The 17,934-nt window shown below is 66.7% G+C and carries 9 protein-coding genes and 8 pseudogenes; 12 read left to right on the top strand and 5 right to left on the bottom strand.

All coding sequences use genetic code 11. From position 1 onward, the window contains the following. Positions 1-69: 69 nt before the first annotated feature. The 8 genes and pseudogenes from LN139_RS11490 to LN139_RS11525 all read left to right on the top strand — a co-directional run bounded on the left by LN139_RS11490 (position 70) and on the right by LN139_RS11525 (position 9,004). Positions 70-558 (top strand): Ig-like domain-containing protein, encoded by a 489-nt coding sequence (locus LN139_RS11490; protein ID WP_268944856.1) that lies wholly within the window; start codon positions 70-72, stop codon positions 556-558. Next, positions 537-1,499 (top strand): Ig-like domain-containing protein, encoded by a 963-nt coding sequence (locus LN139_RS11495; protein ID WP_236360012.1) that lies wholly within the window; start codon positions 537-539, stop codon positions 1,497-1,499. Before LN139_RS11490 ends, LN139_RS11495 begins: the two co-directional genes overlap by 22 nt. Further along, complete coding sequence (locus LN139_RS11500) at positions 1,469-1,915, top strand: Ig-like domain-containing protein (protein ID WP_236360015.1); 447 nt, start codon at positions 1,469-1,471, stop codon at positions 1,913-1,915. The genes LN139_RS11495 and LN139_RS11500 overlap by 31 nt, the downstream gene beginning before the upstream one ends. After that, positions 1,803-3,212: a BapA/Bap/LapF family large adhesin gene (locus tag LN139_RS11505; protein ID WP_236360017.1), complete on the top strand. Its 1,410-nt coding sequence runs from the start codon at positions 1,803-1,805 to the stop codon at positions 3,210-3,212. Before LN139_RS11500 ends, LN139_RS11505 begins: the two co-directional genes overlap by 113 nt. Continuing rightward, complete coding sequence (locus tag LN139_RS11510) at positions 3,166-4,038, top strand: calcium-binding protein (RefSeq protein WP_236360019.1); 873 nt, start codon at positions 3,166-3,168, stop codon at positions 4,036-4,038. The genes LN139_RS11505 and LN139_RS11510 overlap by 47 nt, the downstream gene beginning before the upstream one ends. A gap of 202 nt (positions 4,039-4,240) precedes the next feature. After that, complete coding sequence (locus tag LN139_RS11515; RefSeq protein ID WP_442964430.1) at positions 4,241-5,644, top strand: TolC family outer membrane protein; 1,404 nt, start codon at positions 4,241-4,243, stop codon at positions 5,642-5,644. After that, positions 5,641-7,773, top strand: a pseudogene (locus LN139_RS11520) (type I secretion system permease/ATPase); the annotation flags it as partial. The gene LN139_RS11515 and the pseudogene LN139_RS11520, both read left to right, overlap by 4 nt. A 13-nt stretch (positions 7,774-7,786) precedes the next feature. Continuing rightward, a pseudogene (locus LN139_RS11525) lies at positions 7,787-9,004 on the top strand (HlyD family type I secretion periplasmic adaptor subunit). Here the strand turns inward: LN139_RS11525 and LN139_RS11530 are convergent. The 5 genes and pseudogenes from LN139_RS11530 to LN139_RS11545 form a co-directional block, all read right to left on the bottom strand. After that, a pseudogene (locus tag LN139_RS11530) lies at positions 9,005-9,602 on the bottom strand (serine protease). 296 nt (positions 9,603-9,898) lie between these two features. Then, positions 9,899-10,915, bottom strand: a complete 1,017-nt coding sequence (locus LN139_RS11535; protein WP_236360026.1) for a hypothetical protein — start codon at positions 10,913-10,915, stop codon at positions 9,899-9,901. A gap of 160 nt (positions 10,916-11,075) precedes the next feature. Further along, positions 11,076-11,238, bottom strand: a pseudogene (locus tag LN139_RS25185) (DnaJ domain-containing protein); the annotation flags it as partial. Between the two features lie 5 nt (positions 11,239-11,243). Further along, a pseudogene (locus LN139_RS11540) lies at positions 11,244-12,935 on the bottom strand (Hsp70 family protein). 108 nt (positions 12,936-13,043) lie between these two features. Next, positions 13,044-13,343: a DUF2288 domain-containing protein gene (locus LN139_RS11545; RefSeq protein ID WP_236360029.1), complete on the bottom strand. Its 300-nt coding sequence runs from the start codon at positions 13,341-13,343 to the stop codon at positions 13,044-13,046. 326 nt (positions 13,344-13,669) lie between these two features. Here LN139_RS11545 and LN139_RS11550 point away from each other — a divergent pair. The 4 genes and pseudogenes from LN139_RS11550 (at position 13,670) to livG (ending at position 17,933) form a co-directional block, all read left to right on the top strand. Then, positions 13,670-14,789: pseudogene (locus tag LN139_RS11550) on the top strand (branched-chain amino acid ABC transporter substrate-binding protein). A 204-nt stretch (positions 14,790-14,993) separates the two neighbouring features. Next, positions 14,994-15,930, top strand: a pseudogene (livH, locus tag LN139_RS11555) (high-affinity branched-chain amino acid ABC transporter permease LivH). Then, positions 15,914-17,166: pseudogene (locus LN139_RS11560) on the top strand (high-affinity branched-chain amino acid ABC transporter permease LivM). The pseudogenes livH and LN139_RS11560 overlap by 17 nt, the downstream one beginning before the upstream one ends. Continuing rightward, positions 17,163-17,933 (top strand): high-affinity branched-chain amino acid ABC transporter ATP-binding protein LivG, encoded by a 771-nt coding sequence (livG, locus tag LN139_RS11565; protein ID WP_236360031.1) that lies wholly within the window; start codon positions 17,163-17,165, stop codon positions 17,931-17,933. Before LN139_RS11560 ends, livG begins: the two are co-directional and overlap by 4 nt. Position 17,934: the final 1 nt, after the last annotated feature.

Below are 17,934 nucleotides of genomic sequence, written 5' to 3' on the forward strand. Positions count from 1 at the left end.
TGACGGTCACCAGCGCCAGCGGCGTGGTGCTGGGCACGGGCACCGTGGCAGGCCGACGGCAGCTTCAACGTGGCGCTCGGCAGCGCGCAGCTCAATGGCCAGCGCCTGACCGTGACCTTGCAGGACGCTGCCGGCAACCCCTCACAGGCGGCCGCCATTGTGGCGGCGGACGTGACCGCACCGCTGGCGCCCACGGCCCTGGCAGTGATCAACAACGGCGCTACGCTGACCGGCAGCGGCGAAGCCGGCGCCACGGTCACGGTACGCAACGCCAGTGGCACAGTGCTGGGTTCGGCGGTGGTGAACGCCGATGGCAGCTTCAGCGCCGGCCTGAACCCGGCCCAGGCCAATGGGCAGGTGCTCACGCTGACCCAGGCGGACGCCGCCGGGAACGTCTCATTACCCGCCAGCGTCACTGCCTCGGACACCACCGCCCCCACCGTAGCCACGCAGTTGAGCCTCACCTCCGACCTGCTCAGGCTGGCCGGCACCGGTGAGGCCGGCGCTGACGGTTACCGCTGCGTTCCGGTGCCACCGTGCTGGGCACCGGCACGGTAGACGCCAATGGCAATTTCCTGATCACCCTGCAACGCGTGGCGGTGGGCAACGAGCAACTGGACGTGCGTTTGGCCGACGCGGCCGGCAATGTGTCGCTGGCTGCCACGCTGACCGTACCAGTGGTGGCCCCGCCGGCTTCGCCCAGCGGCATCACTTTGAGCGCAAGCGGCCTGGTGCTGGCCGGCAGCGCCAGCGAAGGCACCACCGTGCGCGTCTACAGCGCCGACGACACGCTGCTGGGCACGGCGCTGGCAGGCGCTGGCAATGTTTTCAGCATCACGCTCTCCAGCGCCCAGCTCAACGGCCAGGCGCTGCATGTGGTCGCCAGCCTCAACGGCGCCAACTCCGCACCGGGGCTGTTCACTGCTGCCGACGTCACCCCGCCGGCCGTGCTCACCCAGTTGGTGATCAACGCCACCGGCACCCAGGTCACCGGCCGCGGCGAAGCGGGCGCGACCGTGACCCTGCGCTCGGCCAGCAATGCGGTGCTCGGCACGGCCACGGTCGGCGCCGACGGCAACTTCACCGCCAGCCTCAGCCCTGCGCAAGCCAACGGGCAGCTGATCAGTGCCGTGCAACAGGACGCCGCCGGCAATGCATCGGCCGGCGTAAACCTCACTGCACCGGACATCACCCCGCCGGCCCTGGCCACCGGGCTTGCACTCAACGTGGCCGGCACCACGTTGACCGGCAGCGGCGAAGTGGGCGCCACGGTAAGGGTCTACAGCGCGGCCGGCACGTTGCTCGGCAGCGCCGTAGTGGCTGCCGGCGGCCAGTTCAGCGTGGCGCTGAACGCCGCGCAAACCAACGGCCAGGTGCTGGCGGTGCGGCTCACCGATGCCGCCGGCAACACCTCGGCGAATGCCAGCTTCGGCGCCCCTGACATCACCCGCCCGCCGCGGCAGCGGCGGTGCAGATCAGCGCCAGCGGCACCCAGGTGAGCGGCACGGGCGAGGTGGGTGCGCGCGTGAGCGTGCGCAACGCGGCCGGCACGCTGCTCGGCAGCGGCACGGTGGCGGCCGACGGCACCTTCTCGGTGGCGCTGAACACCGCGCAAGTGAACGTGCAGGTGTTGAGCGTGACCCTCACCGACGCGGCCAACAACGTCTCGGTCGCAACCTCGGTCACCGCCCCTGACCTCACCCCGCCGGCCATCGCGGCGGGGCTGGCCGTGAGCAGCAGCGGCCTGGTGCTCACCGGCAGCGGCGAGGTGGGCGCCACGGTCACGGTCAAGTCCCACTGGCGTGGTGCTGGGCACCGCCACGGTCGCCAGCAACGGCAGCTTCAGCGTCAACCTCAACGCCGCGCAGCTCAAGGGCCAGGCGCTGAGCGTGACGCTCACCGACAGCGCCGGTAACGTCTCGGCGGGTGCTGCGGTGGTGGCGCCCAACCCCAATGCCAGCCTGCCGGTGATCGCTACCGACAACCTGGCACAGGCCGAAGTCGCCCTGGCTCCGGTGGTCGCCCGGCAGAGCTACAGCGATTCGTTCAGCGCCGCGCTCAACACCAGCTTCACGCAGTACTACACCTTCAACATCGCCAGCGGCACCACCGCCCACCCGGTGCTGACCTTGACCAGTGCCAATGCGGTGGGGCTGCTCAATGGCGCCACCGTCAGCCTGCAAGTGAAAAACGCTGCAGGCGCCTGGGTGACCCTCGCCAGTGGCAACAGCAGCAGCCTGCTGCAAGTGTCGCTGCTTACCGGCGGTGCGGCCGTGCAGGCGAACCTGGCCACCTTGCAGGCCGGCGACTACCGCATCGCGCTCAACAGCACCGGGCTCAACCTGGCAACGTCAGTCGCCAGCCAACTGCAGCTGGACGTGACCAGCCTGACCCAGTTCACCGGCACCCCGACCGCAGTCAGCGGCAACCTGGTCACCGACCTGGGCGTGAACGGCCAGGCCGACAGCCTCGGCCCGGACCAGAGCGCGACGGTGAGCATCCTCAAGGGCAGCAGCTACGTAGCCGCCGGTAGCGGCACCACGGTGCAGGGCCTGTACGGCACGCTGACCATCGACGGCGCCGGCAACTACACCTACACCCCCACCGGCACCGCCAGCAGCGTGGGCAAGGTCGACACCTTCACCTACGAGCTGGTGCACAGCAACGGGCTGGTCAGCACGGCGCGGCTGTACGTGCGCATCGACAGCCCGCAGGCTACCGAAACCTGGAGCAACACCAACCTGGGGGCCAACGCCACGGTGGTGGACGCCACCAACGATGTTGCCAGCAGCGCACTGACCCTGGTGCCGCGTGAAGTGGTGACCACCAGCACACTGGGCACGCAGAGCGTGCTGGTCGGAGGCAGCTCGGCCACCTACACCACCAGCGTCGCGGCCGGCACCACGGGCGACCTGACCATCAGCCTGAGCTCGGCCAACCTGCTCAGCCTGTTGGGCAGTGTGCAGGTGCAGCTGTACCAGCAGATCAACGGAAGCTACCAACTGGTGCGCACCATCAGCGGCAGCAGCCTGGTGGCAATCGGCGGCGGTGCCTACGGCGTCACGGTGCAGGGCCAGGTGGCAGGCAACTACCAGATCAAGGTCACCAGCGGCGGCCTGGGGGTGGCCACCAGCCTGACCACGACCCTCGACCAACACCGCAACCGTGCTTGGCCAGTTCGTGGTCGGCAGCGCAACGGTGGCCAGCGGTAACCTGCTCACTGACACCGCTGGCGACGGGCCGGACGTGACCGGCTCGCCGTTCACTACCTTGAGCGTGCTCAGCGCCGGCAACTTCGTACTGCCCGGCTACAACGGCGTGTCGGTGGCCGGCAGCTACGGCACCTTGCTGGTGCAGGCCGACGGCAGCTACACCTACACACTCAACCCCGGCCAGGCGAGCAGCGTGATCGGCCGCGCCGACACCTTCACCTACGAGCTCACCCACCCCAACGGCACTACCGACACCGCCACCCTGACGGTGAACCTTACTCAGGCCGGCGCGCGCAGCTTCTCCGCACTGGCGGTGGCCGACGACAGCGCCAGCCACACCGATGCCGCGCTCGCTGCTGGCCTGGTGCTGCAAGGCACTGCCGGCAACGACACCCTCGACCCCGGCCACGGCGGTGCGGTGACTCTGCAAGGCGGCGCGGGCAACGACACCCTGGTGGTGCACGACCAGCAGTTCGCGCAGGTCGACGGCGGCAGCGGAACCGACACCCTGCTCTGGGCCGGCGGTGACGCGACCATCAACCTCGGCAACCTGGCCGACCGTATTCACAACATCGAGATCATCGACTTGAACGACAGCAGCCGGGTGGACCTCACCCTGAGCCTCAGCGACCTGATCAAGGTGACCGACAACGACAACAGCACCTTGCTGATCAAGGGTGGCAGCCTGGACAGCGTGCACATGACCGGCATCTGGAGCAGCGACAACGGCACGCACCTGGCCGACGGTATCAGCTACACCCAGTACACCCCGCAGGACGACCCCACGCATCACCTGTGGGTGCAGAACGGAGTGCAAGTGGTTTGATGGCCGTTGCCCGTTGCGCGTCGCCCGTTACACGTCGTCCGGCAAGCCGGCCTCCCACCCAACCCGGTGCCTCGAGCAGGACTCGTGGGAGGCCGGCTTGCCGGGCGACGGGCGACGGGCGAAGAACGACACGACGGCCTCACAACCCACAGCGCAACAGTAAGGGAACTCAGTGAAGCCACCCCGCATACGCTGTAAAACGCTGCACCTGGCGCTGGCAGCCCTCAGCACCCTGTTACCCCTCCTGGCCCATGCCCAGGACGACATCGACCCAGCCCTGCGCCGAGTCAGCCCGACGCAGCTGCTCACCCGCCCGGCAGACGTGCCGGCGCGCCCGCAGGCTGCTGCCGACGACCAGGCCCAAGGCCGCATCGACCTGCCCGAAGCGGTCGCCCAGGCCGTGCGCTGGCACCCCAGCATCGCCCAGGCCATCGGCGTGCTCTACCAACAAGGCGAAGGTATCAACGTGGCCGAAGCCGGCTACTACCCGCAAGTGAGTGGTGGCATCAAGGCCGGCACCCAGAGCGGTTACAACGGCCAGCAAGGCAGCCAGGCGTTGTCGCTCTCGCTCAAGCAGATGCTCTACGACTTCGGCAAGGTGCGCGGCGCGGTAGACGCCGCCAAAGCCCGGGCGGCGCTGGCGCAGGCGGGCATCCTGCTGGCGGTGGACCAGGTGGCCCGTGACACCGCCTACGCCTTCATCGAAACCGAGCGCTACGACCGCCTGGTGGACATCGCGCGGGAACAGGTCAGCGGCGTGGGGGCGATCGTCGAGCTGGCCCGCCAGCGTGCCGAGCTGGGCGCCAGCACCCGCTCGGACGTGGTGCAGGCGCAGTCGCGGGTCGACGGCGCCCGCGCCAGCCTGCAGGAGTACAAGGCCCAGGCCGCGCGCTGGCGATCGACCTTGGCCAACCTGCTGGGCCGCAGCTACAGCCCGGCGCTGTCGGACGCACGCAACCGCCTGCTCGAAGGCGCTTGCAACGCACCAGCCGGCGCCGGCGACACCCAGCCCGGCGTGCTGCAGGCCCTCGCCCAACGCACACAGGCCCGCGCCGAGCTGAGCCAGGCCAGGGCGCAGGCGTTTCCGACGCTGTCGCTGGAGCCGTCGATCAACCACTATCTGGATAACGACTACAACCGCAACAACCCCGCCGTCGAGCGCACCCAGACCGGCCTTTACCTGAACCTGGAAGTGCCGATCTACCAGGGTGGCGCCACCAGCGCACGCAGCCGCGCGGCGGGCCATGCGCTGGTGGCGGCCGACTCTGCCGAGGATGCCGCGCGCCTGCAAGCGCGCCAGGGCCTGACCGAGGCACAAGCGCAAACCGCAGGGCTGGGCCTGCGCCTGCAAGCGCTGACCGCGCGCCAGGCAAGCATCCGCGAAGCCCGCGAGCTCTACGAGCGCCAGTACATAGACCTGGGCACCCGCCCGCTGCTGGACCTGCTCAACGCCGAGCAGGAAATTCACCAGGCCCACTTCGACCTGGCCAGCACCCTGGCCGACCAGCAACGCCTGGCGGTCGATTGCCTCTACAACAGCGGTGCCCTGCGCCGCGCCATGGGCCTTGAGGGCCTGGCCGTGCAAGGGGTGGAGATCCAGCCATGAGCGACGCCGTACACGTGCCACCTCACCCTGGCAGTACCGGGCCGGGCGACCTGGCGCCCTGGCTTGAGGCCATTCTTCGGGTCGCCGGGCATTACCGCCTGGACGTCTCGCCACAGAGCATCAAGCTTGCTGCACAGGACGGCGGGCCCGGTGAAGACGAAGCCATTCGGCGCATGGCGCGCCAGGCCGGCTTGAGCGTGCGCTTCACTCATCTCAAGCCCGAAGCGCTCAGCCCCTGGCGCGTGCCGATGGTGGTGCAGTGCGACGACGGCCAGATCGGCGTGCTCGAAAGCATCGGCGCGGACGGTGGCCTGGGCGTGGCCTTCAGCGGCGACCAGGGCCTGCAAAGCCGCCTTGAGCCGGAGCACCTGCTGGCGCGCACCCTGCGCGTGGCGTTGCTGCGCCCTGCCCGGCCGCTGCGCGATGTGCGCACCGACGACTACGTCGCCCCGTTCGACGAGCACTGGTTCCGCCGCATCGTGCTGCGCGACTTGCGCCCTTACAGCCTGGTGATGCTCGCCTCGCTGGTGGCCAACCTGCTGGGCATGGCCGGCGTGCTGTTCTCCATGCAGGTGTACGACCGGGTGGTGCCGGCCGAATCGCTGCCCACGCTGTACGTGTTGTTCGGCGGGGTGGCGCTGGCGCTGCTGTTCGACCTGCTGATGCGCCTGCTGCGCCTGCACATCACCGACCTGATGGGCAAGCGCGCCGACCTGCGCGTCTCCGACCTGGTGTTCGGCCACGCCTTGCGCCTGCGCAATTCGGCGCGGCCCAAGTCCACCGGCTCGTTCATCTCGCAGCTGCGCGAGCTTGAGCAGATCCGTGACCTGATCACCTCCAGCACCGCCACGGCACTGGCGGACCTGCCGTTCTTTTTGCTGTTCCTGTTGGTGTTCTGGCTGATCGGCGGGGCGCTGGTGGCGGTGCCGGTGGTTGCGTTGCTGTTCATGCTGCTGCCGGGGCTGCTGGCGCAGCGCAAGCTGGCGCGGCTGGCCAATGCCTCGATGCGCGAATCGGCCCTGCGCAATGCGCTGCTGGTGGAAGCTGTGCAAGGGATGGACGACATCAAGGCGTTACAGGCCGAGGCGCGCTTTCAGCAGCAGTGGAATCACTACAACGCCACCTGCGCCCAGAGCAGCCTGCAGCTGCGCAGCCTCACCAACGGCCTCGTAACCTGGACCCAGAACGTGCAAAGCGCGGTGTACGCGGTGGTGATCGTGATCGGCGCGCCGATGGTGATCGCCGGCGACATCACCACCGGCAGCCTGGTGGCGGCCTCGATCCTGTCGTCACGAATGATGGCGCCGATGGCGCAGCTGACTACCGTGCTCACGCGCTGGCAGCAGGCCAAGGTGGCGCTGCAAGGGCTGAACAAGCTGATGCAGGCCCCGGTCGACCACCCCGAAGGCCAACCGCGTGTGCATGTGCCAGCGCTGCGTGGCCAGTACCGGCTGCGCCAGGCCGAGTTCCGCTACACCGAAGAAGGCCCGCCTGCCCTGCACGTGCAAACGCTGGACATCCAGCCCGGTGAGCGCATCGCGGTGCTGGGGCGCAACGGCGCGGGCAAGTCGACCTTGCTGCAAGCCCTGGGCGGCGCCATGGACCTGGCCAAGGGCGACATCAGCCTGGACGGCATCGCCCTCACCCACCTGGACCCGGCCGACCTGCGCCGTGACGTCGGCCTGCTGCAACAACACGCGCGGCTGTTCCACGGCACCCTGCGCGACAACATCACCCTCGGCGCTGGCCAGGCCAGCGACCAGGAAATCCTCGCCGCGCTCAACGCCACCGGTGCGCTGGACTTCATTCGCACGCTGCCCAAGGGCCTGGACCACCTGATTCTCGAAGGCGGCCTGGGCCTTTCCGGCGGCCAGCGCCAAAGCCTGCTGATGGCACGCCTGCTGCTGCGCCAGCCGCAGGTGCTGCTGCTCGATGAACCCACGGCGGCCCTGGATGACGTGATCGAAAAACGCCTGCTCGACAACCTCTCGGTGTGGTGCCAGGGCCGCACGCTGATCGTGGCCACGCATCGTCTTAGCGTGCTGCAACGGGTCGACCGGGTGCTGGTCCTCGATGGCGGCCAGGTCGTGATAGACGACGCCCGCGATGCAGCGCTGGCGCGGCTGCGCCAGGGGGTGCGGCATGAGCCCGCCGCCACGCTCGCCCGGCAACCCGGTGCTGCGCGCCCCGGGTGGGGCCTCCTACCTGGACGGTGAAGACGACCGCGCGGTGCTGCGTGCCGGCCGGCGTGATCGGCCTTTGCGCGCTGATGCTCGGCGCATTTCTGGCCTGGGCGGCGTGGTTCGAGGTGGCCGAGGTGTCGAGCGGTTCGGGCAAGGTCATCCCCAGCGCCCGCGAGCAAGTGATCCAGTCGCTCGAGGGCGGCATCGTTGCCAAGCTCAATGTGAGTGAAGGCGACCTGGTGGAGCGCGGCCAGGTACTGGCGCAACTGGACCCCACCCGTGGCGAATCGAACGTCGGTGAAAGCGAGGCGCGTTACCGTGCCGCCCTGGCCAGCCAGGCACGGCTACGGGCCGAAGTGAGCGGGCAAGCCTTGGCGTTCCCTCCCGAACTCAGTGCCTGGCCACAACTCATCAAGGCCGAAACCGAGCTCTACGCCACTCGCAAGCGCGGCCTGCAGGACACCCTCGCCGGTATTCAGGACTCGCTCAAGCTGGTCAACGACGAATTGCAGATCACCGAAAACCTTGCACGCATCGGCGCCTCCAGCCGGGTCGAGGTGCTGCGCCTGACCCGGCAGAAGTCGGAGCTGGCGCTCAAGGCCACCGAAGCGCGCTCGGACTACATGGTGCGCGCCCGTGAAGAGCTGGCCAAAGCCAGCGCCGAAGCCGATACGCAGTCGGCCATCGTGCGTGGCCGCGCCGATTCGCTGCAGCGCCTGACCCTGCGCTCGCCGGTGCGCGGCGTGGTCAAGGGCATCGAGGTCAACACCCTTGGCGGGGTGATCCCGCCCAACGGCCAGGTGATGCAGATCGTGCCGATGGATGAACAACTGCTGATCGAGACCCGCATCCAGCCGCGCGACATCGCCTTCATCCACCCCGGCCAGGAGGCCAAGGTGAAGATCAGTGCCTACGACTATTCGATCTACGGCAGCCTGGCCGGCAAGGTGGTGACCATCTCCCCAGACACCCTGCAGGATGAGGTCAAGCGCGACGTCTACTACTACCGGGTGTACATCCGCACTGACGACAACGCCCTGCACAACAAGGCCGGCAAGGCATTTGCCATCGTGCCGGGCATGGTCGCCACGGTCGACATCCGCACGGGGAGAAAACCGTGCTCGATTACCTGGTCAAACCGCTTAACCGCGCCCGTGAAGCGCTGCGCGAGCGCTGATCAGCGCTGCGCCAGGGTCTTGGCCTGGGCGGCCTGGAAGCGCCGCCATTCCTTGGCGATCTCGCCGTAGGGCATGAAGATGCTCACCCGTGGCTGGCTGGCGAGGTCGGCCCGGTGCAGTTGCGACAGGTCGCTCTCGGTGAGGTAGGCCACAGTGATGCCCACCACATCGCCGTCGCCGCCCGAACACCGGGCCGCCGCTCATGCCCTTGGCGGTAGGGCCGTTGTGGGTGGCGTAGAACACGCCATCGCGGGCGTCCAGGCGCACCACGGCAGGCAGCGTCTGGCCCTGGCCCATGACCGGCATGTACAGCGAATTGAAGCCCACTGCCGTGACGGTTTCGCCAGGGGTGTACTGGCGCCACATCGGCACGTGCGCCTTGTGGCGGAAGAACTGCACATCGCCTTTGCCCTGGTATTCGCTGCCCGCAACGTACGGCAGGTGCTTCACGGTCACGGCGTAATCGGCGTTCCACTGGATCGCCGTGGCCATCAGCATCATCGGCAGCGGGCCGCCGGAGTGGATGACGAAAGCCTGGTCGTAAACGGGGTCCTTGACGTAAGCGGTGGGCATTCCATTGCACCCGCCGAGCAGCATCAGGGCTGCCAACAGATACAGTGTGCGAAGCATGATGGGCACTTCTTGAGGAGGTAGGTGCGGCGAATATGTCAGAGTGCCATTACCCAGACAACTGCTCGAAAGCGCCGCTTGCCCTTTAATTATTGGCGCGCAAGGTAATTGAGTTTCGATTCTGCGTGTAAGACATTCGCCATACCCGTTGTAAGCCAAGCGGCACAAGGGTTTGAACGCGTGTCAAGTTGCCGTCGCTTTTGTGCGGTGAGCCAGAGCCGTATCGGCCAGCACCGAGGCTGGCCGACGAACGGTAGCAGAGGTCAGCGGCCGAAGCGCGCGCGCAACTGGCTCAACCGCTGCACCCAGGCTTCGGGCAGGCTCAACCGCCGCTCCAGCGACAGCCACAACAACACGCTGCCCACCATGAACAGCACCACCGCGCTGGCTGCATTCGGCCACGGCATATGCTTGAAGGGCGCGCTGATCAGTACGCTGCCCACCGCCAGCGGCAGCAGATGCCGCAGCGCCAGCAGCCCGCTGCCCCGGCGGTAGAGGCGGGCCGGAATCAGCAGCCGGCTCAGGGAATCTCGACCATCACCAGCGGCCTGGCTGCGCGGGCCCAGATGTGATAGATCGCGGTGCTGAACCAGAGCGTCAGCGGGGCACTGACCACCGCGCACACCGCCGCGTTGGTCCAGCCGTAAGTCGAGCCCTGGTGTTCCAGCACCGAGTTGGCACTTAGCAGCAGCGACAGAACAAGCCAGAAACCAGCCAACAGCCCTTTGTCGCGCTGGCGAGGCAGCCGAATGGCGCCAGAGGCTGAAATAGCTCAGCCCCAGCCGCTCGCAGGCGTCGGGGTACTGGTACTCCAGCGCTCCGGCCAGCTCCATGCAGGCCTGCCAGTCCTCCACCGAGAAGGTGTCTGCGGCGCGGCGGCGCTCCATTTCGCTCAAAGGCTGCAGCAGAAAGCGCGCCGCGCGGCCGTTGGGCGTGGCGTGCCGAGTGTCGCTGGCCAGCGTCCGTTGCAAGGCCTCCAGCCAGGCCTGTTCATGGCAGCGCTCCATCAACCGCGCCCAGCGCCATCCCTCGCACGGCAGGTGGCCAAGGTCATCGTCCCAACCCATCAGGCCGCTCAGGGCGTCGAAGAAGGCCGGCGACCAGTGCGCCTGCTCCACCATGGCCAGCACCTGCTGCTCGAAGTCCGCACGCCGGTCGAACGACAGCAGCCAGTCACTGGCCAGCCAGGTCCCGATGGCATCCAGCACGGCCCGGTCCCGGCCTTGTTCGAGCCAGGTGTACATCTGCTGCAGCGAAATGCCCGGCGGCTGAGCCGCCACCGGTGCCTGCAAAGGCTCGGCAGCCGCCGGCTGCAGCGGCTCGACGGGTTCCGCCCGGGGCTGGCGAATGCGGCCGGCTCAACCAGCGCCACGTCCGGTTCGCCGGCCGGCTCGCTCCAGGTGTGCCACGCCTCGCCCTGCTCCTCGTCATCCTCTTCAGGCAGGCGCGCAAGCTCCAGCGCCCGATCATAGGCCTCGCGCAGGCGCTGGAACGCCGCAGCATCCTCGTCGGGGCGATGCACCTTGAGCAGCCGTGCATAGGCGCGCTTCACGCTGCGCTCGTCGGCGCCGGGTTCGAGCCCCAGCACACTCCAGCAATTCATGGCATTCATCCTTGGCCATCCAGTTCACTGACCTTCGCCGCGATCTCGGCACGCGCCTGGCGGATGAGGTGTTCATCCTGGCCATCGAGCAATTGCTGAAACCGCTGCGCCAGGCGCGCAACGTACTCGCGCTCCTCGCCCAGGCACTCCTGATACATCCGGTCCAGCCGCGCCATGAGCAAGGTATTGGCCTGCTGGTCGCGTGGGTGAACCTTCAGCGCTGCCAGGGCCTGCAGGCGCTCGGCGATCTGTTCGGGGTAAGCACGCCAGGGTTGTTCTCGATCACCAGGCTGCGCTGTTCACCGGTTTTGGGATGTGCACCTGGGCTTCGAGCAGGCCGTTGATGTCGTAGGTGAAGCGGACCTCTACCCCCACCTGGCCGGCCGGCATCGGCGGCACTGGCACCTCCAGCTCGCCAAGGAAGATGTTGTTCTTCACCAGGCGGCTTTCGCCCTGGTAGATGCTCAGCTGCACCACCTTCTGGTTGTCGTGCATCGCGTAGACCGTTTCCTGGCGGCTGACCGGCACTACGCTGTTGCGCTCGATGATCGGCAGGTAATGCCCACTCTGGTGGTCGTGCCCCTGGCGCACGCTGGTTTCGATGCCCAGGGTGTAGGGGCACACGTCGGTGAGCACCACTTCTTCGAGCGAGGCATGCCGTGCCTTGAGCGCTGCCTGGATCGCGGCGCCCTGCGCGACGACCTCATCAGGGTTCAGGTGCATCGCCGGGATGCGCCCGAACAGGGCCGCCACCAGCTTGCGCACCAGTGGCATGCGGGTGGTGCCGCCGACCAGCAGCACCTGGTCCAGGTCGCTGGCGCGGATGCGCGCATCCCGCAGCGCCCGCTCGATGGGCGCGCGCAGGCGATCCAGCAGCGGTTGGGAGACGCTGTGCAACTGCGCCTGGGTGACGTCCAGCGCCCACTCCTGCTGAGCTTCGCGCAGCACGAAGCGGGCCTGCGCGTCGGTCCCCAGCGCATGCCGCACGCGCTGGGCTTCACGGCGCAGCCGTTGGGCGATCGACGGCTGGGTGGTGCTCGGGCAGCGCCTGGGGGCCAATCTGCGCAACGAACCAGTCCACCAGGCGGTCATCGAAATCTTCGCCGCCGAGGAAGTTGTCGCCCGCACTGGCGCGCACTTCCATTACCCCTTCGAACAGTTCCAGCACCGACACGTCGAAGGTCCCGCCGCCGAGGTCGAATACCAGGAAAGTGGCTTCATCGCGCTGGTGGATGCCGTAGGCCAGGGCGGCAGCGGTGGGTTCGTTGATGAGCTTCTCGACTTTCAGCCCCGCCAGCTCGCCGGCGATGCGCGTGGCCTTGCGCTGGGCATCGCTGAAATAGGCCGGCACGCTGATCACAGCTTCCGTGACCGGCTCGCCCAGCGCACGCTCGGCGTCCTCCTTGAGGCTGCGCAGCAGCATCGCGGAAAGTTCTTCCGGGCCATAAGGGCGATCACCCAGCCAGGTCTGCTGGGCGCTGCCCATGTGCCGTTTGAACAGCGCAGCCGTGAGCTGCGGGTGGGTTTGCAGGCGCTCGCGGGCGATGTCGCCTGCCACAAGCTGGCCGGTGATCATCCAGGCCAACGACACTGGGGGTAAGCAACTTGCCCAGAGCGTTGGGCAACAGCCGCGCCTGTTCGCCATCCCAGGCGGCGACGAGGCTGTTGGTGGTGCCCAGGTCGATGCCGATCATCATGATTACGCTTCCTTGCGCAGTGCGGCGGGTGAACCGTAGCCGCCCAGGTAATGACAGTAGTGGCGCTCGCCATACGGACAAGCACCAGAAAAGTGCAGACGCGAGGACTTACGCCCTTTCCTGGATCACTACCCAGGGTGAAACCACCACCGCCCACAGCTCGGGTGTGCCCTCGGCATAGCCCACAGCGCGCGTGGCAGAGAGCTTCTCGACCTCACCGGCGTCGAGCCAGGCTGCCACGCTGGCACGATCGTCCTCGGCCACTGCCTGCGCAACGGCGATCAGATCAAGACTCGGTGCGACCCACAAAAGTGCACCCCGAGCGAAGAAGGGCTCGAGCGCAGGCCACTCGATTCGCGCCGTCTCGCCGAGCAGCTTGGCATAAAGGGTGCTTGCGTCTTCACTCATGGCCGTACCGGTTCCGCCTGAAAGCGCAGATGATAGCGCCGGCAATACCGGGTAGCAAAAATCTGGCGACAGCGCGGGCCTTTGACCCACGGGCCTCAGGCGCTCAGACGCCGCTGTAAGATGGCGGTAATATATACAATCTTTTTCATCCAGGCGACACCACCTGCACCGCTGGCCCTTGGCCTGCTTTCAACCACCCCGCCCGCACTCTACACTGCGCCCTGGCTCCAATGAGCTGGCCAGCGGGCCTGGTATCGATGCCAGGGCGAACGGCCTGGCGGCTACAGCCGCCGGACTATAAAGACAAAACCCCGATGGAGCACTCCATGCATAACGCAACCAAATTCACCCGTTTGTTCGCCGCCATGGTCCTGGCCGGTGCCGCGAGCCATGCGTTCGCTGCCGACACCATCAAGATCGGCATCGCCGGCCCGAAACCGGCCCGGTCGCCGAATACGGCAAGATGCAATTCATCGGCGCACACATGGCGATCGACCAGATCAACGCCAAGGGTGGCGTGGATGGCAAGAAGCTCGAAGCGGTCGAATACGATGATGCGTGCGATCCCAAGCAGGCCGTGGCCGTTGCCAACAAGGTCGTCAACGACGGCGTCAAATACGTTGGTCGGCCACTCGCGCTCCAGCTCCGCCCAGCCTGCCCAGGACGTCTACGAAGACGAAGGCGTGCTGATGGTCACCCCGGCAGCCACCAGCCCCACCATCACCGATCGCGGCCACAAGCTGGTGTTCCGCACCATCGGCCTTGACAGCGCCCAGGGCCCGGTCGCCGGCAACTGGATCGCTGACCACGTCAAGCCCAAGACCATTGCGGTGATCGACGACAAGCAGCAGTACGGCCAGGGCATCGCCGATGCCGTTGCCAAAACCCTGCAAGGCAAGGGCATGAAGGTTGCGGTGCGCGAAAGCATCAACGCCGGCGACAAGGATTTCTCCTCCCTGATCGCCAAGCTCAAGCAAGCCAACGTCGACTTCGTCTACTACGGCGGCTACCACCCCGAGCTCGGCCAGATCCTGCGCCAGGCCAAGGAAAAAGGCCTGAACGCCAAGTTCATGGGCCCTGAGGGCGTGGGTAACGACTCGCTGTCGCAGATCGCCGGCGATGCCGCCGAAGGCCTGCTGGTGACCCTGCCCAAGTCGTTCGACTCCGACCCGGCCAACCAGGCGCTGACCAAAGCGTTCCAGGACAAGAAAGAGGACCCGAGCGGCCCGTTCGTGTTCCCATCCTGACGCTGCGGTCGAAGTCATCGCCGACAGCATCGAGGCCGCCAAGAGCGAGGACACCGACAAGGTCGCCGCCGCCATCCACGCCGGCAGCTTCGATACCCCCATCGGCAAGCTTTCCTACGATGACAAGGGCGACCTGAAGGACTTCCAGTTCGTCGTGTACGAGTGGCACTACGGCAAGCCCAAGACCGAGGCCAAGTGATGCACGGTGGGCGCGCCGATGGCGCGCCCACCCTCGCCTGCCCCACCCGATTCATGGCCTGTGCGGTGCGATCCGCCGAACGGGCCGCCTGAAAATCTATAAAACCGTTACCCGCGGTTCACTGTGAACGTCCGAGCCTGGCATCGCGCCATTTCGGTGTGCGTTGCAGCGAAATGCAGCCCAGGTTTTTAGGAGCGCGGCAACATGCCCGACTTTTTCCATTATCTCCAGCAGTTGGTGAACGGCCTTACGGTCGGCAGCACCTACGCGCTGATCGCCATCGGCTACACGATGGTCTACGGCATCATTGGCATGATCAACTTCGCCCACGGCGAGGTGTACATGATCGGCTCCTATGTCGCCTTCATCGCCCTTGCAGGCCTCGCCATGCTTGGCATCCACAGCCTCCCGGTGCTGATGATCGCGGGCTTTGCCTGCGCCATCGTCGTCTGCAGCGCCTATGGCTACAGCATCGAGCGAGTCGCCTACCGGCCGCTGCGCGGCAGCAACCGGCTGATCCCGCTCGATCTCGGCCATCGGCATGTCGATCTTCCTGCAGAACGCCGTGCAGCTGTCGCAAGGCTCCAGCAACTGGGCAATCCCGAACATGCTGCCCGGCAACCTGAGCTTCGGCCCCGGCGGTAATCAGCAGGTGCTGATTTCCTACATGCAGGTGGTAGTGTTCATCGTGACCCTGCTGGCGATGATCGGCCTGACCCTGTTCATCTCCCTCTCACGCATGGGCCGTGCCTGCCGCGCATGTGCCGAGGACATGAAAATGGCCGGGCTGCTGGGCATCAACACCAACACCATCATCGCCCTGACCTTCGTGATCGGCGCAGCGCTGGCGGCGGTGGCGGCCATGCTGCTGTCGATGCAGTACGGCGTGATCAACCCCTACGCGGGCTTTTCGGTGGGCCTGAAGGCCTTTACCTCGGCCGTGCTCGGCGGCATCGGCAGCATTCCCGGCGCGATGCTTGGCGGCCTGGTGCTGGGTGTGGCCGAAGCCTTTGGCGCCGACGTGTTCGGCGACCAGTACAAAGATGTGGTGGCCTTCGGCCTGTTGGTGCTGGTGCTGTTGTTCCGCCCCACCGGCATCCTGGGCCGCCCCGAGGTTGAAAAGTATGAGCCGTTCCATTAAACAGGCGCTGTTCAGCGCCGCGCTGGTGTGGGCCGTGGCCTACCCGATCTTCGGCCTGAAACTGATGTTCTCCGGGGTGACGCTGCAGGTGCAGGGCGCCGACACGAGCACACTCTGGCTGATCGCCGGCTGCTCGCTGCTGCTGTTCGTGCGCGTGCTGTTCGCCGCGCAGATCGCCGCGCTGCGTGGTACCGAGCGCAAGCCGCTGGTACCGGCAGGCCTGAGCAACGATCTGACCCTGCCCAGCACTCAACGCTGGGGCATGGCGGCGTTGATCGTGCTGGCGTTCATCTGGCCGTTCTATGGTTCGCGGGGGCGGTCGACATCGCCACCGTGATCCTGATCTACGCGATGCTCGGCCTTGGCCTGAACATCGTGGTGGGCCTGGCCGGCCTGCTCGACCTGGGCTACGTGGGCTTTTACGCAGTGGGTGCCTACAGCTACGCGCTGCTCTCCCACTATCTGGGCCTGAGCTTCTGGGAATGCCTGCCCATCGCCGGCCTGCTGGCAGCGGCATTCGGCTTTTTGCTGGGCTTTCCGGTGTTGCGCCTGCGGGGTGACTACCTGGCCATCGTGACCCTGGGCTTCGGCGAAATCATCCGCATCTTCCTGCGCAACCTGTCGAGCATCACCGGCGGGCCGAACGGCATCAGCGGCATCGACAAGCCCACCTTCTTCGGGCTTACGCTGGAACGCAACGCCCCTGCCGGCGGCCAGACCTTCCACCAGTTCTTCGGCCTGAGCTACAACTCTGCCGACAAGGTGATCTTCCTTTACCTGATCGCCCTGCTGCTGACCCTGGCCGTGCTGTTCGTGATCAATCGCCTGCTGCGCATGCCCATCGGCCGCGCCTGGGAAGCGTTGCGCGAAGACGAGATCGCCTGCCGCGCCCTGGGCCTGAACCCGACGCTCATCAAGCTTTCGGCCTTCACCCTGGGCGCAGCGTTCGCAGGTTTCGCCGGCAGCTTCTTCGCAGCGCGCCAAGGGTTGATTACTCCGGAATCGTTCACTTTCATCGAGTCGGCCACCATTCTGGCCATCGTGGTATTGGGCGGCATGGGCTCGCAGCTTGGCGTCGTGCTGGCGGCGATCGTGATGATCCTGGTGCCGGAGCTGATGCGTGAATTCAGCGATTACCGGATGTTGATGTTCGGCGCCATGATGGTGCTGATGATGATCTGGCGCCCGCAGGGCTTCTTGCCGATGCAGCGCCCTCACCTGGAGCTGCGCCGATGAGCCAGAAGAATCTGCTGGAAGTCTCTGGCCTGTCGATGCGCTTCGGTGGCCTGCTGGCGGTGAACGGTGTGGGCATGACGGTCAAGGAAAAACAGGTGGTCTCGGTGATCGGCCCCAACGGCGCCGGCAAGACCACCGTCTTCAACTGCCTGACCGGCTTCTACCGCCCAAGCTCCGGGAGCATCCTGCTCGACGGCGAGCCCATCCACGGCTTGCCAGGGCATGTAATCGCTCGCAAGGGCGTGGTGCGCACCTTCCAGAACGTGCGCCTGTTCAAGGAAATGACCGCCGTCGAAAACCTGCTGGTGGCGCAACATCGCCACCTGAACACGGGCTTTCTCGCCGGCCTTTTGAAAACCCCGGGGTTTCGCCGCAGCGAGCGTGAAGCGATGGAGTACGCCGAGCACTGGCTGGAACAGGTGAACCTCAAGGACGTGGCCAACCGCCCTGCCGGCACTCTGGCCTACGGCCAGCAACGCCGCCTGGAAATCGCCCGTTGCATGATGACGCGCCCGCGCATCCTGATGCTCGACGAACCGGCGGCCGGCCTGAACCCTCGCGAAACCGACGATCTCAAGGCACTGATCGGGGTGCTGCGTGAGCAGTACAACGCCACGGTGCTGCTCATCGAGCACGACATGAAGCTGGTGATGACCATCTCCGACCACATCGTGGTGATCAACCAGGGCATGCCCCTGGCCGATGGCACGCCCGAACAGGTGCGCGACAATCCCGACGTGATCAAAGCCTACCTGGGGGAAGCGTAAG

This window comes from Pseudomonas sp. KNUC1026, from assembly GCF_021650705.1.
Classification (GTDB): Bacteria; Pseudomonadota; Gammaproteobacteria; order Pseudomonadales; family Pseudomonadaceae; genus Aquipseudomonas.

What these genes read in the sequence shown, in the direction of transcription:
- livG (WP_236360031.1), top strand. Translation starts at nt 17,163, where the DNA reads ATGAGCCAGAAGAATCTGCTGGAAGTCTCTGGCCTGTCGATGCGCTTC.
- LN139_RS11545 (WP_236360029.1), bottom strand. Translation starts at nt 13,343, where the DNA reads ATGAGTGAAGACGCAAGCACCCTTTATGCCAAGCTGCTCGGCGAGACG.